Genomic DNA, 23814 nt, shown 5'->3' with positions numbered 1-23814 from the left:
TGGCTTCACAACACGTTGATAGTAGATTCCTGATCTCGCTTAGGCTCGTCGGAATGACGGATTCATTCGTTTTTTAGAAAGAACAGAGGCCAATCCTAAAGTTCGTCATTCTGAACAGCGAGGGACGAGCAAGATTCAGAATCTACCAACAAAAAAAGTGCAGTGGCAGAGGAGTTTTCTCTGACGTCATAGCATGTCGATATTTGATTTCTGATTTTGCTTAGGCTCGTCGGAATGACGGATTCATTCGTTTTTAGAAATAGCGGTGGCCAATCTCAAAGCTCGTCATTCTGAATAGTGAGGGACGAGCGTGATTCAGGATCTACCAACAAAAAAGTGCTGTAGCAGAGGGGATTTTCTCTGGCTTCACAGCACGTTGATAGTAGATTCCTAATCTTGCTTAGGCTCGTCGGAATGACGGATTCATTCGTTTAAAAAGAACCGAGGCCAATCCCAACGCTCGTCATTCTGAACAGCGAGGGACGAGCGTGATTCAGAATCTACCAACAAAAAGTGCTGTGGCAGAGGTGTTTTCTCTGTCTTCACAGCACGTTGATAGTAGATTCCTGATCTCGCCTAGGCTCGTCGGAATGACGGATTCATTCGTTTTTTAGAAAGAATAGAGGCCAATCCTAAAGCTCGTCATTCTGGACAGCGAGGGACGGTCGTGATTCAGAATCTACCAACAAAAAGTGCTGTAGCAGAGTTGTTTTCTCTGACTTTACAACACTTTGATAGTAGATCCCTGATCTCGTCTAGGCTCGTCGAAATGACGAGGTCTTTCTTCTCGCCTTAAACAATAAAGCTTGCGCCTTCTTCTGCACTCGATACGTTTTGGCGGATCACGCTAAACAGACCTCGTCCCCAAGTTTGTTGGGTCGATTCGGTATCGAAATGAATCAACTCGCGACCAGTGGTGTCGCTTAAGTTGTTCAGTTCGCCCGTTTGGCAATCCAGACGAATCAAATCGCCGTTGCGCACCAAACCAATCGCGCCGCCACGAGTGGCTTCTGGAGAAACATGGATCGCAGACGGAATTTTACCTGACGCGCCAGATAAACGACCGTCAGTAACCAACGCCACTTTAAAGCCCGCTTTTTGCACGTTACCTAAAATTGGCATCAGCTTGTGCAGTTCAGGCATGCCGTTTGCTGCTGGGCCGTTGTGTGTGACTACAACGATGCAATCTTTGTTCAGCTCACCACGTTTGTACGCGGCTTCCACTTCGTGTTGGCATTGGAATACAATCGCAGGTGCAACAATCACGCGTTGCTCTTCTTTCACCGCAGACACTTTCACCACGGCTTTGCCTAAGTTGCCAGTCAATACGCGAGTGCCGCCAGTATTTTGGAAAGTGGCGTCCGGTTTGGCGATCACGTCACCGTCTTGGCTGCCTTGGCACTGTGTCCAAGTCAGTTGTCCATCGACAAGACTCGGTAGCGTTATCTGGTCTTCAAATTCACCAAACACGGGTTTCACATCGCGATGCAAAAGCTCGGATTCGTTCAAGCGGTGCAATAGCGCTGGCACGCCACCCGCGTCTTGGAACGCGTTCATATCGGCTGGGCCGTTCGGGTAAACGCGAGCTAACAAAGGAACCACATCCGACAGATCGCTGATGTCTTGCCACGTGAGCAAGATGCCAGCAGCACGCGCCACGGCGATCATATGAATGGTGTGATTGGTGCTGCCGCCAGATGCGAGTAGAGCGATGATGCCGTTGACCAAGCTCTTTTCTGTGACCACCTCTGCCAACGGACGGAAGTGTGCAGAACCCGCCGTCATTGAGGCGATTCTCAGAGCCGCGTGATCGGTTAACGCTTTACGCAGTTGGGTATGGGGATGAATAAACGCCGCGCCCGGCAGCATCAAGCCCATGGCTTCGAACACTAACTGGTTGGTGTTGGCGGTGCCGTAAAACGTACAGGTACCCGCAGAATGGTAAGCGCGACACTCCATATCCAGCAGAGCGTCTTTGCCGACTTCACCCGCTGCGTATTTTTGGCGCACGTCGACTTTCTCTTCGTTGCTGATGCCCGTTGCCATCAGACCCGCTGGTACAAACGCAGTCGGCAGGTGCGCGTAAGACAGCGCGCCCATCAGTTGCCCCGGGGCAATTTTGTCACAGATACCAAGCAGTAATGTGGCATCAAAGACATTGTGGCTCAAAGACAACGCCGTTGATTGCGCAATTAAGTCACGTGAAAACAGCGACATATCCATGCCTGCTTGACCTTGAGTCACCCCATCGCACATCGCTGGCACACAACCTGCGACTTGCGCTGTATGGCCGTAGTCCGCCAGCACTTGTTTGATTTGCGCTGGGTAGTCTTGGTACGGCTGGTGGGCGCTCAACATGTCGTTGTAGGCGCTGATCAGCGCGACATTGGCATGAGTAAAATCGAGAATATTTTTCTTTTCAGAAGAGCAAGAAGCGGCGACTGCATGGGCTAAGTTACCACAAGATAAACCAACACGGCCTTTGCCAGCTTCGGCTTGCACTTCGGTGCGAGCAAGAAACGCAGCGCGCGCTTCACGGCTGCGCTCGGTCAAACGTTGTGTGACCTCAAGAACAACAGAGTGAGTCATTACGCCACCTCGATCGCTTGCATTTTGATTAGCTCAGCGGCAGAGCGTTCCACCACGTCGCTGATGTCTCCGTCGATACTGACGATCAGAGTTTGAGGCTCGTTGTCTGGGCGCTCTAGCGTCTCGAATTGGCTCTTCACCATGTTTTCTTTCATGAAGTGGCCTTTGCGCATACGCATGCGATTAAGGATCAACTCCATATCGCCATCAAGGAACAGGAAGGTCACGTTGTCGTTGCCTTCGCGGATCTGATCGCGGTAAATCTTTTTCAGTGCTGAACAGACAATAATTCCGTGTTCGTTTTTGCTTTCTAGGCTGTACGCCGCATCACGAATGCGTTCTAGCCATGGCTTGCGATCATCATCGTTCAGAGGCTGGCCCGATGCCATTTTCTGAATGTTCGCTCGTGGATGAAGATCATCACCATCAATGAATTTACGCCCTAGCTTTTTCGCTAGATGCTCACCAATTGTGCTTTTACCACTAGCACAAACGCCCATAACGATGACACTACTACCAGCCATAACTTATCCTCATAACCAAATTTGCGCGTGATCTCAATTTTTGAATTCACTTTAAAATATGGGTTTATCTCATTCATGTTATCGGTAACATGTTACCGGTAACTGAAATAAATGTGAACCATAACACAAACAATAATTCTTAAAGGTGAACCTATGGAGCAATTAACCCTAGCCCCAGATCCTACGTTCCTACTGACGATTGCAGGCCTTGCCATTGCAGCGTTACTCGTTCTGATCATTAAACTGAAAGTCCATGCTTTTGCTTCCCTTACTATGGTGAGTTTAGGTACGGCAATCGCCACTGGCGTTCCTTCAGAGAAAGTCGTATCGACCATGATGGGTGGGTTCGGCGGTACTCTGGCTTCCGTGGCATTGCTGGTTGGTCTTGGTGCGATGATCGGTAAAATTCTTGAAGTGACTGGCGGTGCGAAAGTGCTGGCAGACACTTTGATTGGTCGCTTTGGTAAAGAGCGCGCACCATTTGCTTTGGGCGTCGCTTCATTACTGTTTGGCTTCCCAATCTTCTTCGATGCAGGCCTTGTAGTGATGATGCCAATCATCCTAAGTGTGGCGGCTCGTTTTGGTGGCTCACCAATTAAATACGCGTTGCCAGCAGCCGGTGCTTTTGCGGTTATGCACGCGTTTGTTCCACCACACCCAGGTCCGGTTGCAGCGGCAGAATTCCTTGGCGCAAACATCGGTCTGCTATTGGTGGTGGGTATTCTGGTTGCTATTCCAACTTGGTACCTTGGCGCTTACCTATTTGGTTTGTACGCGGGCAAAAAATTCGATATCCCACTATCTAAAGCCTTCTTTAATGGCGAAGCGATGGTGGATGAGCGCAACGCACCAAAATTTGGCACGGTTATGACCATCCTTGTGCTGCCAGTCCTGCTAATCTGTTTGGATACGGTATTGAACACACTGGCGGTTGCGGGTGTGATTGATGGCAAAACGGCACTGGTTGAGTTCCTACGCATGCTAGGTAAAACCCCAGTTGCGTTGCTGATCACTTTGATTGTCTGTCTGGCTGTGTTTGCCAAAGACTACGGCATGGCAAAACTAGAAAAATTATGTGGTGAGTCATTGGCTCCTATCTGTGGTGTTATCCTAGTAACGGGTGCAGGTGGCATGTTTGGTGGCGTACTGCGCTCAAGCGGTATTGGTGATGCACTGGCTGACGTTCTTACAGACACAGGTATGCCTGTGATTGTGGCGGCGTTTGTTATTTCAACCTGTCTGCGTGTTGCTCAAGGCTCGGCAACCGTAGCGCTAACCACCACGGCGGCTCTTATCGCGCCGGTTGTGGCAGCATCAACAGGTTTGAGTGAACTCGACCTTTGCTTTATCGTAATCGCGATTGCGGGTGGTGCAACGGTACTGTCTCACTTCAATGACTCTGGTTTCTGGTTGGTATCTCGTCTCCTTGAGATGGATGAGAAAACCACATTAAAAACTTGGACGGTAATGGAAACGTTACTTGGCGGTATCGCGTTTATTATCGTCGCAACATTAAGCTTTATTCTTTAGAGGTTCCCCATGACAACACTTGAACAACGATTAAGAGAAATCAAAATCGTCCCAGTTATCGCAATCAACGACGTAGCACACGCTCTGCCACTGGCAAAAGTGTTGGTAGAAAACGGTTTACCATGTGCGGAAGTGACATTCCGCACTGAAGCGGCGGCTGAGTCGATCCGCATTATGCGTGAAGCGTACCCAGAACTGCTGATCGGTGCTGGTACAGTACTGACAACAGAGCAAGTGGACATCGCGATTGAAGCGGGCGTGGACTTTATCGTTAGCCCAGGCTTCAACCCAACCACAGTGAAATACTGTCAGCAACGCAACGTGACAATCGTACCGGGTGTGAACAACCCAAGCATGGTTGAGCAAGCGATGGAAATGGGTCTATGTACCCTGAAGTTCTTCCCTGCTGAGCCTTCAGGCGGCGTAAACATGCTTAAAGCACTAACGGCAGTTTACCCAGTGGAATTCATGCCAACAGGTGGTGTAAGCCCATCTAACGTGGAAGATTACCTAGCGCTGAAATCGGTTGTGGCTTGTGGCGGTACTTGGATGGTGCCAACTGCAATGATGGACAACGGCGATTGGGAAGGCATTGCTGAATTGGTTCGTGCAGTTAAGTAAAACGCACAAACGGCTCCGAAATACCCCCAAACGTTAGAAAACGTGAATAGAAAAAGGGTCATCAAGTAATTGATGACCCTTTTTGTTTATTCGTCATTTGCTGACTTTGAGACAGTAATGCCTTCTGTTTCTTCTACTTGAGTTTGACTAAGCTCTGTAACTTTATCTTCTGAAGTATCTGAAGTATCTGAAGTATCTGAAGTATCTGAAGTATCTGAAGTATCAGAGGTATCTGAAGTATCTGAAGTATCAGAGGTATCTGAAGTATCAGAGGTATCTTCTTGTGCCTGATCTTTAAAGGACTCAGCCATAATTTGGTGGAAGTCTATTACTTCAGCTTCACTTGCATAGAGAGAGCGCTCTAGGATGCCCTTAGATAAATAGTGTCTTGAAAATAGGTAGATCAGGCTCTCTTCTTCCGTTGTTGGTTTGTCGACACAACGGAATAGCGTTTTTGCTTCTTTTCTATCAATTACAAAACTATGACACGGATAGCCACTTACTAACTTATCTAATGCTTCTGTAGACACTAAATTATTAGCTACCTGATTGAGTCTATTTGCGTAATCTTTAGCTATTTGAAGTGCTCGGTTGTGCTCCCCAAGCTTAATAGGATCGACCTGAGCCGAAATGGGGCTAATCAGAGCTTTTGTTAAGTTAGCTGCTATTTCTGCTGACAGTTTTGTACCAATACCACTACCATAGCGAATGTCAGTGACAAAATGTCTGAATGAGTCGAGAGTAGCTACTTGAAGCTCTGACACAGTTTTAAAGATATTCAATGTCGAGGTTTGTTCTCCCATTTCATCTGGTTTTCTGAACTGAATATCTAGAGGTCCAAGCTCTCCTAAATCGCCAACAATAAGTCTTTTGGCTGCCAACGCCACAAGTGTGCCTGCGCTTTTACAAATATCAGGGATAAGAATAGATGTATCATCATAGTAATGATTTATGGCTCTACCTATGCGATATCCATAGTCTGGATTACCTCCAGGTGTTGTCAGTACTAGGATTAGGTTATTACCTTTTTCACCATTTATAATTTTTTGCTCTATTATCTGTGTTAGCTTTGTATAGCCATCCCTTGATATTGGACCTACATAACTAATTACGTCTGTTTTGCTCTGAGCATCTTCTTTATATGTTGTGCAATCCAAATCCTTAGCTAAAGTCTGCGCTTGAGGTGCCTCAAGTGACTTAACTTTAGATTCTTGTTGCTGCTCTAGGGTTTGACTTTTGTTTGGATCGACATCATGTTTTTCACCACTCACAGTGAATCCTCATCTTAGAATTATCTCGATATTGCTTGCTAAAAGTGTTCAAAAGAGTACAATGCCCGCGCAAATTGATACACCCAGCTGCATATAATACTATTTGCAGTTGTGGTTATAAAGTTTGATCTTGATCTGTTACTTTTTTCTGGCAATTTCCCACAATTCAAGTGATTATTAGTCTAAGCTTACTAGGAATGTAAGCGTCACGACCATATGAACGGATACTTGGAGAGCGCGTATGTTTGATATTCTTGGTAAAATTTTTCTTAATTCAGATGCTCGTGAATTAAGTAAAGAGCTATCTAATGCAAATGTAAAAGGTGCTGAAGTTGTTGGTCGCGGTACTATCGTAATTGATGGTAATGTAATCGCCTCATCTGAAGAATTTAGAGCGTTACAAAAACAAGCTCGTCAAATGGTTCAATCTCAGCATCAAGTGAATCATGGTGCATAAAAGAAAATAGTGCTATATCATAAGACCCATTCTTTAATCTCATGGGTCTTTCATGTTTGCACTTTTGATCCTTCCTATTCTTATTAGTGGCTTTATTGTTTTATCAATAGGACCAAAAGAACGTCTTCGTTTACATAGATATGATGGTCAACTGCTTTACCTAAAGGCAGCTAAAATAGGTCTCCGCTACTTTTTAGTCGTATCCTTACTCGTATACATCTTTAAAGATGTGAAATTTTCTTTCGAACTACAACTAGATTTTTTTGGCTTTTTCCCCCTATTTTCATTGAGTGAAGTAGAGTTCCCTCTAGTTACTCATCTGTCTAAAGTTATTGCTGAGTCTCAAAATAAGCAAGTTGTCGATAGTGATACTCTCCAATTCGCTTGGCTTTTGACTTTGTCATTCCTAACAGTTTTGTTCTCATACATATGTCAGTGCGTGAAACTATTTTTTGTTTGGATTAGGAATCTAATCGCCAATAGAAGTTGGCGTGTCCACAATGATATTGAAAGAATCTCAATGTTAAAGAAGATTCTTCAAGATAGTCCTATTGATTACATGTTTTACGAATCGTTTGTTTATCGAAAGGCTATCCTTGTAACCTTAAAAAGTAGGAAGGTGTACGTTGGTATTGTAAATAAACTTGCTGAACCGAACGAATCTCGTGAGCCTAATCAAGAAATTTCTTTAGTAACTGCAATTTCCGGTTATAGGCACAAAGATTCTTTAGAGGTGAAGTTTACCAATAATTATGAGCAAACCAATTTAGCCGAAGGTCAGGTTGCCCCTGAAGCGATACAAATTCTTAGGCTTGAGCAAATTGATAGTGTGTGTTGGTACAACGTTTCAACGTTTGCAAGTGTGAACGGAAATATGTCTAAAGGAGATGAGGGCAAGAGTGATGTATTGGATTGTGAGTCCTGTAAATCGCACGTTAAAGTGAAATTTGGTTCGTTTCGTTTGATTAAGCACTAATAAAGACGTTCCTAGGAACGTCTTTACTGTTGGTCGTAGATCTATCAACGCATCGTTACGAACTCTTCTGAGCCCGTTGGGTGGATAGCCACAACAGAGTCGAAGTCTGCTTTGGTTGCGCCCATCTTCATTGCTACGCCGAAGCCTTGGATCATTTCATCTACCGTGAAACCGATGCCGTGTAGACCAACAACCGTTTCTTCTTCACCCGCACATACAAGCTTCATCTTACATGGTTGACGGTGCTTAGTAACGGCGGTGTACATCGCCGTGAAGCCAGACGTGTAGACTTTGATATTGTCTTTGCCGTACTTCTCTTCCGCTTCTTGCGTCGTTAGACCGATAGTGCCGATTGGTGGGTGGCTAAATACCACAGTTGGTACCAAATCGTAGTCCATCTTCGCGTTTGGTTTGTTGTTGAAAAGACGCTCAGAAAGTTGACGACCCGCTTTCACTGCTACTGGTGTTAGTTCGATACCGCCTTCCATGATGTCACCCACACAGTAGATGCCTTTCACGTTAGTTTCTTGGTATTCGTCTACCTTGATGTAGCCTTTTTCGTTCGTTGCCACGCCGGTTGACGCTAGGTTGATTGCGTCTGTCGCTGGGTGACGACCGATTGCCCAAATCAGTTGGTCAACGTTTTGGCTTTCACCGTTTTCTAGGTGCAGAGTTAGGCTGCCATCGGCTTCTTTTACCACTTCTTTTGGTACAGAGTGGGTGTGCAGTTTTGGACCTTCTGCGTCCATCACTTCAACCAATGTATCGATGATCATTGGATCGAAGCTACGCAGTGGTGACTCTTTACGTACGAACAGGTGCGTTTCTGTACCTAGCGCGTGCAGTACGCCAGCAATTTCAACTGCGATGTAGCCAGCGCCCACAACCGCAACGCGTTTTGGTTGCTCTGCTAGGTCGAAGAAGCCGTTTGAGTCGATGCCGTATTCAGCGCCTGGAATGTTTGGAATAGTAGGACGACCACCAACCGCGATCAGGATGTGATCTGCTGTGTAGTGTTCACCGTTTACTTCGACAGTTTTTTCGTCAACAAACTTAGCAAAGCCTTTAATCACGTTTACTTTATTGTTGCCTAGAACGCGATCGTAAGATTGGTGAATACGACCGATGTATGCCTGACGGCTCTCAACCAGTTTGCTCCAGTCGAAACCTTTCACGTCGACATCAAAACCGTAATCTTCTGCGTACAGGTTCATCGCTTCTGCGATTTGCGCGCCATGCCACATCACTTTTTTCGGTACACAACCTACGTTTACACAGGTACCGCCAAGGTCTTGAGCTTCGATTAGCGCAACTTTCGCGCCGTACATCGCCGCACGGTTTGCAGATGCGATGCCGCCACTGCCGCCACCGATACAGATATAGTCAAAATGAGTCGCCATTACTTTCTCCAAGAGCTTATAAATTTTATCTGGTACATAGATAGATTGGGATGACCTTGCCCGAACTCAATGCCACCGTTATCCCACTATCATAAATCGAATTCGACTAATTCCTAAATGGGAAAAAGCGACAATACTTATGACAAATAGCGATGAGAGGCACAAAAAGAAGAATAAGCACGATTGGAGGGAGAAGGTGAGAGCATAAAAAAGCGCAACGAGAATATCGTTGCGCTTGAAGATATCAGTACTGAAGTGCTTACTCTGGCACAATCCAGTCCACTTTCCAGTGGCCAGTTGCTGGTGCGATCGCGTCTTGCAGGAATGGCAGAATCTCTTTCATCTGGCTTTCCAGTTTCCATGGCGGGTTAATCACAATCATGCCGGATGCCGTCATGCCGCGCTCGTTGGTATCTGGTGCAACACCTAACTCGATTTGCAGAATTTTACGAATGCCCAGTGCTTCCAAGCCTTCGATCATATCTTCGATGTCGTGACGGTTTACCACTGGGTACCAAATCGCGTAGATACCGGTTGCCCAACGTTTATGGCTCTGATGAATCGCTCGCACCACATCGCGGTACTCTTTCGCGAGTTCGTATGGTGGGTCAATCAGCACCAAACCACGACGTTCTTGTGGCGGTAAGCTTGCTTTGAGGCGTTGGAATCCGTCTTCTTTGAAGATGCTCACTTGGCGATCACGATGGAATTCTTGCTCTAACAATGGGTGATCGGCCGGGTGCAACTCGGTCAGCACCATGCGATCTTGTGGGCGGATTTGCGCGCGCGCCACACTTGGTGAGCCTGGGTAGTAACGCAGCTTCTCGCCATTGTTGAGCACTTTAATGGCATCGATGTAGCTTTTGATGTCTTCGGGAATGCTTGGGTTATCCCAAATACGTGCGATGCCTTGTTTGTATTCGCCCGTTTTTTCAGACCATTCGTGAGTCAGATCGTAACGGCCCACACCCGAGTGGGTATCGTGATAAACGAATGGCTTATCTTTTTGTTTCAGCGCATCAAGAATGAGACTTTGAACGATGTGTTTGACCACGTCGGCATGGTTGCCAGCGTGGAAGCTGTGGCGGTAACTTAACAAATTAAACTCTCGAAACACTCTTTGGTTGAGTGTGGTCTGTGATTTTCACTCTATGGCGGTATTATACTCAAGTAACTTAAAGATGTAGAACTTCCAATCAAATCTGTTCCTCTGATAAGGGGACGCTATTGAAATTTCTTTAAGTCACCCACACTTACTATTGGTAATCGAATTGAACTAGGTGAGTTTCTCGCACTCAAAAGGGTGTGAAATTTCATTTAGGTATAACAAGACTCAAGGACAGAGTAGCGCTGGTTGACTATATGATGGTCATCGCGGCATAGAGAAAGGGAACGGAGCTCCCCCAATCCATGTTGCTGGCTCGTCTGTACATTGAGTTGGCCTATCTACACAAAATAGACAGGCAATCACAGAGTCAAAACACAAAAGGAATTATTCATGTCTAATCCTCTTCTGACGTTTACGGACCTACCTCCGTTTTCTCAAATTAAACCAGAACACATCAAGCCTGCCGTTGAGCAAGCGATTGCTGACTGCCGAGCAAAAATCGATGAAGTTCTACAAGACAACGCTCACCCAACTTGGGACAGTGTGATTGCGCCAATTGAAGAAGCGGATGATCGCTTAAGCCGCATCTGGTCGCCAGTGGGTCACATGAACTCGGTAGTGAACAGCGAAGAGCTACGTGAAGCTTACGAAAGTTGCCTACCAATTTTGTCAGAGTACGGCACTTGGGTTGGTCAGCACAAAGGGTTGTACGAAGCGTACAAAACCATCAAAGCGAGCGAAGAATTTGCAACGTTAACTCGTGCCCAGCAGAAAACCATCACTGATGCACTGCGTGATTTCGAGTTATCAGGCATTGGTTTGCCATCCGATGAGCAGCACCGTTACGGCGAGATCAGCAAACGTATGTCTGAGCTGAGCTCTAAATTCTCTAACAATGTGCTGGATGCCACCATGGGTTGGACCAAGCACATCACAGACGAGAAAGACCTAGCAGGTATGCCAGAATCGGCGCTGGCAGCAGCGAAAGCTGCCGCAGAAGCAAAAGAGTTAGATGGTTACCTCATTACGCTAGATATCCCATCTTACCTACCTGTCATGACGTACTGCGATAACCAAGAGTTGCGTAAAGAAGTGTACGAAGCGTACGTGACGCGCGCTTCTGATCGAGGTCCAAACGCAGGCAAATGGGATAACTCAGAAATCATTACTGAGCAGCTAAAACTGCGCCATGAAATTTCACGTATGCTAGGTTTCAATACTTACAGTGAAAAGTCGTTAGCAACAAAGATGGCTGAAACGCCGGATCAAGTGCTGGGCTTCCTGAATGACCTAGCGACACGAGCGAAACCGCAAGGTGAACGTGAAGTCGAAGAGTTACGTCAGTTTGCGAAAAGTGAGTTTGGTGTTGAAGAGCTGAACGTTTGGGATATCGCTTACTACAGCGAGAAACAAAAGCAGCACCTGTTCCAAATTTCGGATGAAGAACTGCGCCCATACTTCCCAGAGTCAAAAGTCGTGAGCGGTCTGTTTGAAGTGCTAAACCGCGTGTTTGGCATGACCGTTACTGAGCGCGAAGGCGTAGACACTTGGCATGAGTCCGTGCGCTTTTTCGATATCTTTGATGCTGAAGGCACACTCCGTGGCAGTTTCTACCTAGATCTCTACGCTCGTGAACACAAACGTGGCGGCGCGTGGATGGATGATTGTCGCGGTCGTCGCGTTACGCTATCTGGCGAGCTGCAAACGCCGGTTGCGTATCTAACGTGTAACTTCAACCGTCCAGTGGGCGACAAACCAGCACTGTTCACGCACGATGAAGTCGTGACGCTATTCCATGAGTTTGGTCATGGAATCCACCACATGTTGACGCAAGTTGATACAGGTGCTGTTTCAGGTATTAATGGCGTGCCTTGGGATGCGGTTGAGCTACCAAGTCAGTTCCTAGAAAACTGGTGTTGGGAAGAGGATGCGCTGGCGTTCATTTCTGGTCACTATGAGACAGGTGAGCCGCTACCTAAAGCGATGCTAGACAAAATGCTCGCAGCGAAAAACTTCCAATCTGCGATGGGTATTTTGCGTCAGCTAGAATTCGGCTTGTTCGACTTCACGCTTCACACCGAATATGACCCTGAAGTGGGTGCGCGTGTACTGGAAACTCTGGCGAAAGTGAAAGAGAAAGTCGCGGTAGTTCCTGCGGTTGAGTGGGCGCGTTTCTCACACAGCTTCGGCCATATTTTTGCTGGTGGCTACAGTGCGGGTTACTACAGCTACCTATGGGCTGAAGTGCTGTCGTCAGACGCGTATTCTCGCTTTGAAGAAGAAGGCATCTTCAACAAAGAGACGGGTCTAAGCTTCCTGAACAACATCCTAGAAATGGGGGGCAGTGAAGAGCCAATGGAGCTGTTTAAGCGCTTCCGTGGCCGCGAGCCACAAATCGATGCACTGTTGCGCCATTCGGGTATTGCGGCGTAAATTGAGCAAAAAACATCAAGGCCAACCGTTCGGTTGGCCTTTTTTGTACAGTTTTTATAAAAAATTTTACGGATTTACGTTTCGGTTGATCGGGTTCTGCAACGATATCAATGTCTCCGTGGACTGAACCTCATCAATGGCTTGCAGCTTGTCGATCAGTACAAATTGCAGCTCTTCAATCGATTTGCACATCAATTTGACGAATATGTTATACGCGCCCGTGGTGTAGTAAGCTTCAACGACTTCGTCGAGCGCGTTGAGTTTTTCTAACGCGGAGTGGTAATCACGAGCTGCATTGAGGTTAATACCAATAAAGCAGCACACATCGTAGCCAAGCTTTTTGGTATTGATGATCACCTCCGTTCCCTCGATGATGTCAGCCGACTTCATCTTCTCGATACGCACATGGATAGTGGCAGGGCTGACATCGAACTGCTTTGCCATTTCTGCGTAGGGCGTTCTGGCGTCAGCCATCAGTGTTTTTAATATTGCGCGGTCAAGGTCGTCGAGTTTCGGCAGGCTCGTATTCATACTATGATTTCCGTTAGGGATAGAGTTTTACCTCCCTTTTATACTCATAGCGGATAGGATTCACAAGGTTTGGCAGGAGTAACTGCGGGTTAACTCCGAGCTATGGAGATAATGTGCAGCGTTTTCTGGTTATTGCCGCGCTATGTTGGAGCGCGTTTGCTACGGCCTCAGATCCGAAGGTGTTGGTCGTGCACTCCTATCATCAGGGTTTTTTCTGGACGGACTCCATACAGCGAGGCATCGAGCAACAGCTGGGCGATCGAGCGCTGGACATGCGTGTGCTCTATCTAGACTCGAAACGTAACCAGAGTGAGCAGTTTTTTGCACAACTAAAATCCTTATATCTTACGAAATTACGCAAAGAGCGATTCGATGCCATTTTAGTGAGCGATAACAATGCGCTTGAACTCATGCAGCGTTTAGCCCCAATCATCAAAGACACCCCAGTTATATTTAACGGCATTAATAACTACCATCCTTCTTTACATCGTTCTCTGAATGCAACCGGAGTCATGGAAGATGTCGATTTGGAAGCGAATCTCGCTCTTATTGAGCGCTTACATCCGAACTACACACAAGTTCTCATCGTCAGTGACCACTCGGTGACCGGTGAGGTGTTGCGTTATCAAATCGACAATTTTGTCCTCAAGTTCCCGCAATATCGAGACAAAATCGTACAACTTGTCCCAGACAGCATCATCGATCTAAAACAACAAGTCGCAAATCTGAGTTCCGATAAAGTCGTCTTGTTCTGGACCTATTACCGAGATAAACAAGGTATGGTTGGCAGCGAGCGTGACTGGGTTGGTGTCAACAAAGTCTCAAACGCGCCGCTGTTTATGGTGCATGACATTGGTTTGGGTCATGGCGCAGTTGGAGGGGTTATTCAAAGTGGTTATCGGCATGGTATTGAGAGCGCAGAGATGCTTGAGTTCGTTTTGGATAATCCTGATCAGCCTCTGCCTGTCGTGAAAAAAAGTTATTCTGAAATAAAGCTCGATTACCAAGCGGTAGCGCGTTGGGGATTGGGGGCTGAACAAGAGGTTTCTGCGGTATTTTTTAATAAGCCAATGAAGCTTTCTGAACGTTTTGCCAAGGAAATTCGCCTGTTTGGTAGCCTGTTTGTGGTGATGTCGGTGGTCATTTTGCTGATGGGTTACTATTTACAGCGGATGCGTCGAAGTGAGAGCGCTGCGCGAGAAAGCCAGGCTATTCTAGAATCGATTTTCGATCAGAGCATGCAGTATATGGGCATTTTGGATGCCAACGGTGTGCTTAAATCGGGCAACGATCACCTTCAATCCTTACTTTATCACCGAGGACTGCGTTTAGACCGACCACTTTGGTTTCATCCCAACTGGAGTGAGAAAGCCCAAGCGCTGCTAGAGGAGTATTTCCATGCGCCTCACCATCAAGTGTCGACGTTTGAAGCTGAAATTTGGAGTAAAGAACACGGCGCCTTGGTATTAGAAGTTTCGCTCAAGCCTTTTTCTCAGCAAGTAGGGAACCATAAGCAATACTTGTTTGAAGCGCGCGATATTACCAGTCGTAAATTGATGGAGGACAAGCTCTACCAACGTGAGTCAACCCTACGCAACTATTACGAGCAGCAGCCCGTGATGATGGTGACGCTTGATAGTAATAACCGAATTCAAGAAGTGAATCGATTTGCTCAACTACTTCTTGGCTACAAACCGATGGACATGCTCGGACATCGCCTGAGGGAGTTCTATTTTGATGACAAAGTGCTGTTCCCTCGCCAAGTGTTATTGCAACCCAACCAGCAAGTGCATGGTGTTTGGCGACGTGAAGTCGAGTATCGTCATGCAAATGGTCATCGTGTTTGGGTGCGCGAGAATATTCGTCCGCTGAGTGAATCTGAGCAACTACTGATTGTGGGCGAAGATATTACCGAAACCAAACTGCTTTCCGAGAAATTGGAATACCAAGCTCGCTATGACTTACTGACGGGGACTTACAACAGAAACCATTTTGAACTAGAGCTTAAGACCGCACTGTGCGAAGTGGACAGCCATCGTCGAGTCCACGCCATGTTGTACCTCGACTTAGATCAACTAAAAGTCCTCAATGATACGGTTGGGCATGATGCAGGTGATGCGGCGATTCAATTCTGCGCAAGTATGCTGGAAGGCGTTCTGCCGTACAATTCCATCTTGGCTCGAATGGGAGGCGATGAGTTTGCGGTTTTACTCAAAGACTGTGACGAATATGGCGCCATCAATATTGCCAAACTGATCATCTCGACACTAAGCGAGCACCTCTTTATTTGGGAAGACACACGCCTGTTCATCAGTTGCTCAATTGGTATCCGTATCATCGATCATACCGCTGATACGCCACAAATGGTGCATGCTCAAGCAGACTCTGCTTGTCACGCCGCTAAAGAGCAAGGCCGTAACCGCTATAATCTATTCAGCTTAGATAACGAAGAGTTGCAGCGTCGTCAGATGGAAATGCAGAGCGTCAATTTGGTGCATGAGGCATTGTCGAATCAACGTTTAGAACTGTTTGCTCAACCGATAAAAAGCTTACAAAAGCACGAGACTCAAATGTATTTTGAGATTTTGGTGCGTATTCGCAATGGGTACGGTGATTATGTTTCTCCTGCGCTGTTTATCCCTGCTTCCGAGCGTTACAACATTGCCCATTGGATTGATAAGCAGGTTATTACTCAAACACTAGAGTGGTTTGAACAGCGTCCTGAGGTGGTTGAACAGCTTGGTCGCTGTTCGATAAACCTTTCAGGTCAATCTATGGGGAATCAAGAGTTTATTGACTTCTTATTGGAGCGATTGGAAAGTTCGACTCTGCCGTGTGAAAAAATCTGCTTAGAAATCACCGAGACAGCGGCGATGAGCAATCTGGATCAAGCCATTGAGCTGTTTACCAAGCTAAAGGCTTTGGGTTGTATGATTGCATTGGATGATTTCGGATCTGGATTGTCTTCATTTGGCTACTTAAAGAAACTTCCTGTTGATATCGTGAAAATTGATGGTCTTTTCGTGCAAGATATCAACGTAAATGAAATGGACCGCATGATGGTTCGTTCAATCAATGACTTGGCGAAGCAACTAGGTAAAGTGACGGTGGCGGAGTTTGTCGAAAATGACCAGGTCATGCAGCATTTGATAGACCTCGGTGTGGACTACGGTCAAGGCTACGGTATTGGTCATCCTAAGCCGCTTTCTGAGCTAGTGGAGCAACTGACGGTTGTATAACCCCTGCGTAGCAAGCTCAACCTAGCATTAATAGGTAACTTAGGTATACACTCAGCGCCAGTTACCTCGATTTTTATTGGAGCCTCCTTTTGCAACTGCAATTGATCTGTGAAAACCCGTCTCAACAATCTCATCTTGATGAACTCGCTGCGCGTTGGCAGCTTTCACACACTGACGATAGCGATTTTGCTTTGGTGCTAACCACCGAGCGTTTGGAGCTACGTAAAGTGGATGAGCCAAAGCTGGGTGCAATCTTTGTGGATTTGATTGGTGGTGCGGTCGGTCATCGTCGCAAGTTCGGTGGTGGTAAAGGCCAAGCAATTGCGAAAGCGGCGGGGTTGAACAAAGGGGCAACGCCAACCGTGTTAGACGGCACGGCAGGTCTTGGTCGTGATGCGTTTGTGCTCGCCTCGCTAGGTTGTAAAGTGCAGATGGTCGAGCGCCATCCAGTCGTAGCCGCTTTGTTAGATGATGGCTTGGCTCGAGCGAAACAAGACTCCGAAATCGGCACCTGGGTATCTGAGCGCATGTCGCTAATCCATGCTTCTAGCCATGATGCGCTAGAGCAATTGGCGCAAGATAAAGACTTTGTCCAGCCAGATGTGGTGTATCTTGACCCGATGTATCCGCACCCAGAAAATAAAAAGAAGTCGGCGCTCGTAAAAAAAGAAATGCGCGTTTTCCAATCGTTGGTTGGCGCCGATTTGGACGCCGATGGCCTACTAGAACCAGCCATGGCGTTAGCCACAAAGCGTGTAGTAGTTAAACGCCCAGACTATGCTAACTGGCTGAACGAGAAAAAACCGACCATGGCGATTGAAACGAAAAAAAATCGCTTCGATGTCTACGTTAAAGCATCGATGGCATAACTTCCTGACGGCTCAACTTTTCTTGTCACAGTACGGTGTGTCGTGCTGTGACTCAGCCTCTCTTTCCTCGTCTCTATTGATAGTTTTCTCTTGCTAATTCCCTTCCCTGACTGTATATCTAACTAAGAATTATTATTATTTCACTTGTTGTGATGCGGTCGATAACTGGGAAGCTGGAGTAGTAGAATGGCTAAACGTTTATGTAAAATGAGTCGCAAACAGATCGCGGCAGAACTTGGTGATATCCATCGTTTAGTTGTCGCACCAAAATTCGTTTGTCGTTCTTGCGCACGCTCTTCATCGGCCAAAGATACCCTTTGTAAGCCAGCCGCAATTCCTCCACAAAAATGCCAAGACAAGCCATTGAGTGAGCAACAAGCATGTGGCTTATTGGTTGAAGCTCTGCCAGCACAAGCGATTCCAGTGACCACTAAACAAAGCAACGAAAAAGCCGCGATTGTGAGGCGTGTTGTTGAGCGTGTGAAAGAGAAAAAACAAGCCGAAAAATCTCCGGAGCCAGTAAGAGCCGACGCACCAGTATGGTTTGATTTAGCGGATAAAAAATCGCTCAAGAAAGCGAAAAAAACACTGAAAAAGCACTATAAGCAGCAAAAGAAGTTGCTAAAAGTGGCGAAAAAACAACAAAAGTTACTTAAGCGTCAGCGCAAGCTTGAAGCGCGCAATGCGAAACTAGAAGTGTTGCTGCCAACGCCACCTAATGCTTTGATGAACGCAATCTCACAAGCCAAAGTGCATTAATCAAACAAAAAACGCTCTCCAGTCGGAGAGCGTTTTTTATTGTCGAAATGTTTATAGGATTAGCTGCGTTACTTATTGGCGTAACTCATCTCTACGCGCTTTTTCACCCAGGTTTCGTTAATCCATAGGGATAGCATGATGATCGCACCGCCAATGGCGAGTCGCATGACATCAACATCGCGGTTCCAAATCACAATGTTTACAATCAAGCCCGCCGGAACCAATGCATTGTTCATTACTGCCAGTGCACCTGCGTTCACCATAGTCGCGCCTTTGTTCCAAGCAAAGTAACCAAAACCAGAAGCAATCAACCCAAGGTATGTCAGAATGCCCCATTGTGTTGCAGTGGTAGGTAGTTTGTCGAGGTTACCCATGAGCGCGAAAGCCACGGTTGCTACACAAAGTGCACCTAAGTAGAAGTAGCCAAACACGGTGTGTTGTGGCAAATCGACGGGTTCACTCTCCATGATATATTTGTAGCCCACCTGACCGATGGCAAAGCAGAGGTTTGCCCCTTGTACGACCAAAAAGCCCAGTAGGAAATCTTCATTAATGCCTGCAAATTTAATCCAGGCGGCACCAAATACGGCTATTGCTGCGGTAACTAAGTACCAAGGTGAAAAGCGACCTTTCAAGAAGTCATAGATTAGCGTGACGTAAATGGGTGTGAATACGGTGAACAGCAATACTTCTGGCACGGAAAGGAGCAAAAAAGATTGGTAGTAGAAGCAATACATCAAACCGAGCTGGAAGCCACCGACAGTCATCAGTTTCGCGATCAGGGGTTTGCTAACGCCACGGAATTTCAAAAAGGGAATGAAAACCAAACTCGCCAGTGCCACGCGCATGAACACCGAGAACCAAGAATCAACCTGACCGGCGAGGTAAACGCCGATCAGGCTAAATGAGAATGCCCAAAGTAGGGTAACTGCGGATAGATAAGCCATGGATGAGAATCTTTATCAACAACAAATGTGCCCGCAGTCTAACCAAGTTTTATCGTTGCGCCAATCAGTCTTTTAGCGGTACGACCAGCATATCGACTGGTGAGCAGTTAATCAGCTGTCGAGTCGAAGATAGAATCTTGCTCCAGAAATCTTGGTGATGACCACAAACCACCAAATCAATGCTGTAGTCTTGAATGGTATCGCACAGCTCATTACTCAAATCGCCACTACCGACTAAAGTATGGGCAATTGGGTATTGCGCATATTCTGCGAAGTTTGCCAATTGTGTGCGCGATGCTTCCATTGCTTGATGTTGCGCTTCTGCCATATTGATATCGATAAGCCCGGTGTAGAGTTCTGCGTAGTTCACGTCGATGTGAATAAAAGAGACTTTCGCATCCAGAGGTTTAGCCAGTGATACGGCTTTCTTAATCAACACTTTACTGTCGTCTGAAAGGTCGACTGCCACAAGTATGTGTTTGTAACTCATATTGCTATCTCCTTGTAAGGTCATAGTTTTAGATTAGCACCAACCCCAAAAAAAATTTGCTGAAGTGATCTCATATCGGTGCCGTAGGTACAAAGTCTTGTCTCAGTAATCATGTTATAGTGGCGTTATACCCAAGTGACTTTGATATGCTGAAATAAGCGTAGTGTTACTGACTAGAGTTGAAGTGAAACTTCGCCGTGTCTGCCAGACCAAGCTATTCTCGCAGCGTCATTTATTTCGAGGTTACTTGGGTATATTGCATGCACAATAATAGGAGTTAACATGCTGTCTCAAACTATGGTCGAACAATTGAATGAGCAAATTAACCTAGAATTTTTCTCATCCAATCTATACTTACAAATGAGTGCTTGGTGTGAAGACAAAGGTTTTGAAGGTGCGGCTGAATTTTTACGCGCTCACGCCGTAGAAGAAATGGAGCACATGCAACGCCTATTCACTTACGTGAGTGAAACTGGCTCAATGCCAATCTTAGGCGCTATTGATGCGCCAAAGCATGACTTTGCGAGCCTAGGTGACGTTTTCCGCGAGACATTTGAACATGAGCAAATGATCACGGAAAAAATCAACAAACTGGCGCACGTTGCATTTACTAGCCAAGACTACTCAACGTTTAACTTCCTACAGTGGTACGTGTCAGAACAGCACGAAGAAGAGAAGTTGTTTAAAGGGATTTTAGATAAGATCGAACTGGTAGGTGAAGACGGTAAAGCGTTGTTCTTCATTGACAAAGATCTAGCACAAATGGCGAAAGAAGGTTCATCTTCAATCATGGATGCTCCAGCTGCGTAAACGCGTTTTGGGACGTTGTAAGTAGCGGGTAAAGACGAAGTGTTGATCGTCTTTTTCTCTTGAGCATTGTTGAAGATGTAGGGAGGAAAAGATGATTAGTGGAGACACAATCTTATTTGCGCTAATGGTGGTAACTGGAGTTAATATGGTCCGGTATCTCACCGCTCTTCGTTCTCTAATTTATATCATGCGTGAAGCGCATCCGCTGTTATATCAGCAAGTTGATGGTAATGGTTTTTTTACCACTCATGGAAATGTCACCAAGCAGGTGAGGTTGTATCACTACATTAAAAGTAAAGAATATCATCATCACCACGATGAAATTTTTACTGGTAAGTGTGAAAGAGTGCGTGAATTGTTTGTTCTATCGACCGCGTTGCTCGGCGTGACGCTACTTGCGGCCTTCATTCTCTAAGAGTCGATGATCTAGATAGTTGTTCTTTCTGAGATTTTACGTACATACAGAGTGCTTAGAGTTTAAGCGCTTTTCCCTTTCGGTATTTGTCGGTAGAATGTCGCGCCTAGAAAGCAAGGATGTGCAATGTGCACATCCTTTTTTATTTTGATTCGATACCAATCAGTCTAAGAGCTACCGATGAGTAAGAAATTTGATGTTGTTGTAATTGGCGCAGGCGCAGCAGGTTTAATGTGTGCTGCAGAAGCAGGTAAGCGAGGCCGCCGTGTTTTGGTGCTCGATCATGCTAAAAAGCCAGGACGTAAAATCCTTATCTCGGGCGGTGGTCGTTGTAACTTCACTAACTACGACGTTTCAGCTAATCACTATTTGTGTCAAAACCCGCACTTTGTTAAGTCGGCGCTCTCCCAATACACTAACTGGGATTTCATCTCGATGGTGTGTAAACATGGCATTGAGTTCGAAGAGCGTGATCACGGCCAGTTGTTTTGTGTCGATGCATTTACGGCCAAAGATATCGTGAAGATGTTGTTAGCTGAGTGTGACATGCCGAACATCGAGCAGCGTTACCAATGCGATGTTCATTCGATTGAAAAAATTGATGAAGGCTTTCGTTTGCATGCTGGTACTGAGATTGTCGAATGTGAGTCTTTAGTTATCGCAACAGGTGGCTTGTCGATGCCAAAACTGGGAGCGACACCATTTGGTTATAAAGTCGCGGAACAATTTGGTCTTCGAGTTATCCCAACCACGGCAGGTCTTGTACCATTTACTCTGCATAAAGAAGACAAAGAAGACTTTGCTGAGTTATCTGGTATCGCGGTACCTGCGGAAATTACGGCTGAAGATGGCACCATGTTCAAAGAAGCCCTGTTGTTCACACATCGTGGGTTATCTGGTCCAGCAGTGTTACAGATTTCTTCATTCTGGCGGGCCGGACAAAAGGTGTTGATCAATCTTGTGCCAAACGATGATGTTGCTGAGTTATTAGAACGCAGTCGTGAGAAGCATCCAAATCAGTCACTCAAGAATACGCTTGCCAAAGTGCTGCCTAAGCGTCTGGTTGAAGTCTTAATTGAACGTAAAGAGCTAGTCGATAAACCGCTAAAACAGTTCAATCAAAAGGAGCTTGCGGCGATTGTGGAGCGTCTAGAGCATTGGGATATCGCCCCGAATGGCACTGAAGGCTACCGAACTGCGGAAGTGACACTCGGCGGTGTCGATACTGATCACTTATCCTCGAAAACCATGGAATGCAAAGACATTAAAGGGCTTTATTTTATTGGTGAAGTGATGGATGTGACTGGTTGGCTAGGGGGCTACAATTTTCAGTGGTGCTGGTCGAGCGGCTTTGTTGCGGGGCAGTGGGTTTAATCAAACACCAAACGCAGCCTAACTGCATAAAAGATAAGATACAAAAAGAGCACTGAATAAAAGTCAGTGCTCTTTTTGTATTCCCATAGCGAGTTACTCGTCTTGATACTTTTCGAGTTTGTTATAGAGCGTTTTCACGCTAATGCCTAACTCCTGCGCTGATTCCGTTTTATTGCCTTGATTCTCTTCAAGGGTATTGAGAATGGCGGCTTTTTCTAGCTCTTCTAGCGAAACGCCCGCCGGAACAAGGTCTTCGATGCTGGTGCCTGTTTCCAATGGTGGTGTGTCGAAGATAAGGTGTTCATCTCGGATGGTGTCATCAGCCAAAATAAATGCACGCTCGATCGTGTGTTTGAGCTCACGGACATTACCTGGCCAGTCGTGTGCAGCGATTTTTTGGATCGCAGAGTCAAGAATCGTTTTGGTTTTTGCCTCATTGGCGTTGCGGTGCGCAATAAAGTGCTTGGCCAGACCTACGATATCACCGCCTCGTTCTCGCAGTGGCGGTATCGTTAATGGGAAATGCGATAAGCGGAAAAACAGATCTTCACGCAGGAACTGCTCCTCAATGGCGATTTTAGGATCACGGTTTGTAGCAGCAATGATGCGAGTATTAGCGATATGAACTGTATTACTGCCAACTGGGCGATACTCTCCGGTTTCTAGCACCCGCAATAGCTTCACTTGATGCTCGATAGGCATCTCGGTGATTTCATCTAAAAATAGGGTGCCGCCCTCTGCCTGCTTAAATACACCTTGGTGAGTTTTATTTGCTCCGGTAAAAGCGCCTTTCTCATGGCCAAACAGTTCACTATCAACCAATTCAGGGCTAATGGCACCACAGTTAATCGCTATAAAGGGCTGTTGTTTACGCTCACTCGCTAAGTGGATGGTCTGCGCCACCAGTTCTTTGCCTGATCCACTTTCACCGACAATAAGGACGTTGGCTTCTGTTTTAGCAACGCGCCTGATCATACGATAGAGCTGATGCATCGGAGAGGAAGAGCCGACCAAAAGACCAAATTGGTCAAGATCGCTAGTGGACACTTTACGCCCTTGATCTTGTTTGTGTTGATAGTATTGGCTGACTTCGCTCAGGGTGTCCGTCAGAATGGCAATATCAACGGGCTTTCTGTAGTGAAAAATAGCACCCAAGTTCATCAGCTTATCCAAGTTCTCGTTTGGAGCGCCTGAGCTAATGATGATCAAGTCCATATCGTAGATGTCTTCGATATTAGAAAGACGTTGATAATCTGCACTAGTAAAGTGGGCGACTTCAACAATCGCAACTTCCGGTTTGAGTTGTAGGAAATCTTCAATCCATTGGTCTGCGGCATCGATGTCATGCAGACGAAATTTGTTCAGTTCCTGGCAAGAAGCGATGGCATTTTTAAGTGATGGATCTTGTATTCTTAGAAACAGGCTTGGCATCGACATAGAAATGTCCTCTTTACTATGACAGAAACAATGT

The 23814-nt window shown here is 46.2% G+C and carries 20 protein-coding genes; 11 read left to right on the top strand and 9 right to left on the bottom strand.

Annotation, left to right across the window (positions count from 1 at the left end):
* Positions 1 to 792: 792 nt before the first annotated feature.
* Together edd and R7O03_RS08460 are read right to left on the bottom strand one after the other, a co-directional pair.
* The gene (gene edd, locus R7O03_RS08465) at positions 793 to 2589 is read right to left on the bottom strand and encodes a phosphogluconate dehydratase (protein WP_268206440.1); all 1797 of its coding nucleotides are present in this window, start codon (positions 2587 to 2589) and stop codon (positions 793 to 795) included.
* Complete coding sequence (locus R7O03_RS08460; RefSeq protein WP_005467756.1) at positions 2589 to 3113, bottom strand: gluconokinase; 525 nt, start codon at positions 3111 to 3113, stop codon at positions 2589 to 2591. The genes edd and R7O03_RS08460 overlap by 1 nt, the downstream gene beginning before the upstream one ends.
* 153 nt (positions 3114 to 3266) lie before the next feature.
* On the opposite strand from R7O03_RS08460, the gene R7O03_RS08455 reads away from it, so the two are divergent.
* Together R7O03_RS08455 and R7O03_RS08450 are read left to right on the top strand one after the other, a co-directional pair.
* Complete coding sequence (locus R7O03_RS08455; protein ID WP_170890705.1) at positions 3267 to 4643, top strand: GntP family permease; 1377 nt, start codon at positions 3267 to 3269, stop codon at positions 4641 to 4643.
* A 9-nt stretch (positions 4644 to 4652) separates the two neighbouring features.
* Positions 4653 to 5264, top strand: a complete 612-nt coding sequence (locus R7O03_RS08450) for a bifunctional 4-hydroxy-2-oxoglutarate aldolase/2-dehydro-3-deoxy-phosphogluconate aldolase (RefSeq protein ID WP_268206441.1) — start codon at positions 4653 to 4655, stop codon at positions 5262 to 5264.
* Between the two features lie 86 nt (positions 5265 to 5350).
* Here the strand turns inward: R7O03_RS08450 and R7O03_RS08445 are convergent, their stop codons facing one another.
* Positions 5351 to 6535 (bottom strand): SDH family Clp fold serine proteinase, encoded by a 1185-nt coding sequence (locus R7O03_RS08445; protein ID WP_318131659.1) that lies wholly within the window; start codon positions 6533 to 6535, stop codon positions 5351 to 5353.
* 241 nt (positions 6536 to 6776) lie between these two features.
* On the opposite strand from R7O03_RS08445, the gene R7O03_RS08440 reads away from it, so the two are divergent.
* A complete protein-coding gene (locus R7O03_RS08440; RefSeq protein WP_069537309.1) occupies positions 6777 to 6992 on the top strand; it encodes a hypothetical protein in 216 nt (71 codons plus the stop codon).
* 52 nt (positions 6993 to 7044) lie between these two features.
* The gene (locus R7O03_RS08435; protein ID WP_116920845.1) at positions 7045 to 7968 is read left to right on the top strand and encodes a hypothetical protein; all 924 of its coding nucleotides are present in this window, start codon (positions 7045 to 7047) and stop codon (positions 7966 to 7968) included.
* A gap of 44 nt (positions 7969 to 8012) precedes the next feature.
* Here R7O03_RS08435 and gorA read toward each other — a convergent pair whose 3' ends face one another.
* Together gorA and R7O03_RS08425 are read right to left on the bottom strand one after the other, a co-directional pair.
* Positions 8013 to 9368: a glutathione-disulfide reductase gene (gene gorA, locus R7O03_RS08430; protein ID WP_005379157.1), complete on the bottom strand. Its 1356-nt coding sequence runs from the start codon at positions 9366 to 9368 to the stop codon at positions 8013 to 8015.
* A 259-nt stretch (positions 9369 to 9627) separates the two neighbouring features.
* On the bottom strand, positions 9628 to 10467 hold the full coding sequence (locus tag R7O03_RS08425; RefSeq protein ID WP_285399610.1) for a 23S rRNA (adenine(2030)-N(6))-methyltransferase RlmJ: 840 nt from the start codon (positions 10465 to 10467) through the stop codon (positions 9628 to 9630).
* 399 nt (positions 10468 to 10866) lie between these two features.
* Between R7O03_RS08425 and prlC the strand changes: the two genes are divergently transcribed.
* Positions 10867 to 12909, top strand: coding sequence for an oligopeptidase A (gene prlC, locus R7O03_RS08420; RefSeq protein ID WP_017635033.1), 2043 nt, complete (start codon positions 10867 to 10869; stop codon positions 12907 to 12909).
* Between the two features lie 66 nt (positions 12910 to 12975).
* Here prlC and asnC read toward each other — a convergent pair whose 3' ends face one another.
* Positions 12976 to 13440 (bottom strand): transcriptional regulator AsnC, encoded by a 465-nt coding sequence (asnC, locus tag R7O03_RS08415; RefSeq protein ID WP_086046422.1) that lies wholly within the window; start codon positions 13438 to 13440, stop codon positions 12976 to 12978.
* 113 nt (positions 13441 to 13553) lie between these two features.
* On the opposite strand from asnC, the gene R7O03_RS08410 reads away from it, so the two are divergent.
* From R7O03_RS08410 to R7O03_RS08400, 3 genes are all read left to right on the top strand, one after another.
* Positions 13554 to 16679 (top strand): EAL domain-containing protein, encoded by a 3126-nt coding sequence (locus tag R7O03_RS08410; RefSeq protein ID WP_318131658.1) that lies wholly within the window; start codon positions 13554 to 13556, stop codon positions 16677 to 16679.
* 89 nt (positions 16680 to 16768) lie between these two features.
* Positions 16769 to 17548: a class I SAM-dependent methyltransferase gene (locus R7O03_RS08405; RefSeq protein WP_053349765.1), complete on the top strand. Its 780-nt coding sequence runs from the start codon at positions 16769 to 16771 to the stop codon at positions 17546 to 17548.
* A gap of 186 nt (positions 17549 to 17734) precedes the next feature.
* Complete coding sequence (locus tag R7O03_RS08400; protein ID WP_104975734.1) at positions 17735 to 18307, top strand: hypothetical protein; 573 nt, start codon at positions 17735 to 17737, stop codon at positions 18305 to 18307.
* A 68-nt stretch (positions 18308 to 18375) separates the two neighbouring features.
* Here R7O03_RS08400 and R7O03_RS08395 read toward each other — a convergent pair whose 3' ends face one another.
* On the bottom strand, positions 18376 to 19254 hold the full coding sequence (locus R7O03_RS08395) for a carboxylate/amino acid/amine transporter (RefSeq protein WP_017635030.1): 879 nt from the start codon (positions 19252 to 19254) through the stop codon (positions 18376 to 18378).
* Positions 19255 to 19318: 64 nt separating this feature from the next.
* A complete protein-coding gene (gene uspA, locus R7O03_RS08390) occupies positions 19319 to 19744 on the bottom strand; it encodes a universal stress protein UspA (RefSeq protein WP_005379165.1) in 426 nt (141 codons plus the stop codon).
* 282 nt (positions 19745 to 20026) lie between these two features.
* Here uspA and ftnA point away from each other — a divergent pair, with 282 nt between their 5' ends.
* From ftnA to R7O03_RS08375, 3 genes are all read left to right on the top strand, one after another.
* Positions 20027 to 20554 (top strand): non-heme ferritin, encoded by a 528-nt coding sequence (gene ftnA, locus R7O03_RS08385; RefSeq protein WP_005379167.1) that lies wholly within the window; start codon positions 20027 to 20029, stop codon positions 20552 to 20554.
* Between the two features lie 91 nt (positions 20555 to 20645).
* Positions 20646 to 20969: a universal stress protein UspB gene (gene uspB / locus R7O03_RS08380; protein WP_005379169.1), complete on the top strand. Its 324-nt coding sequence runs from the start codon at positions 20646 to 20648 to the stop codon at positions 20967 to 20969.
* A gap of 180 nt (positions 20970 to 21149) precedes the next feature.
* Positions 21150 to 22343 carry an NAD(P)/FAD-dependent oxidoreductase gene (locus tag R7O03_RS08375; RefSeq protein WP_005382944.1) on the top strand — a complete coding sequence of 398 codons (1194 nt, stop codon included), beginning with the start codon at positions 21150 to 21152 and terminating at the stop codon, positions 22341 to 22343.
* 93 nt (positions 22344 to 22436) lie between these two features.
* Here R7O03_RS08375 and R7O03_RS08370 read toward each other — a convergent pair whose 3' ends face one another.
* On the bottom strand, positions 22437 to 23780 hold the full coding sequence (locus R7O03_RS08370; RefSeq protein ID WP_005382945.1) for a sigma-54 interaction domain-containing protein: 1344 nt from the start codon (positions 23778 to 23780) through the stop codon (positions 22437 to 22439).
* Positions 23781 to 23814 lie beyond the last annotated feature (34 nt).

Origin of the sequence: Vibrio sp. Vb2960 (genome assembly GCF_033337665.1) — a bacterium.
Taxonomy (GTDB): domain Bacteria; phylum Pseudomonadota; class Gammaproteobacteria; order Enterobacterales; family Vibrionaceae; genus Vibrio; species Vibrio alginolyticus.
The sequence above is the reverse complement of the archived record's forward strand: the minus strand, read 5'-3'. Positions and strand labels throughout refer to the sequence as shown.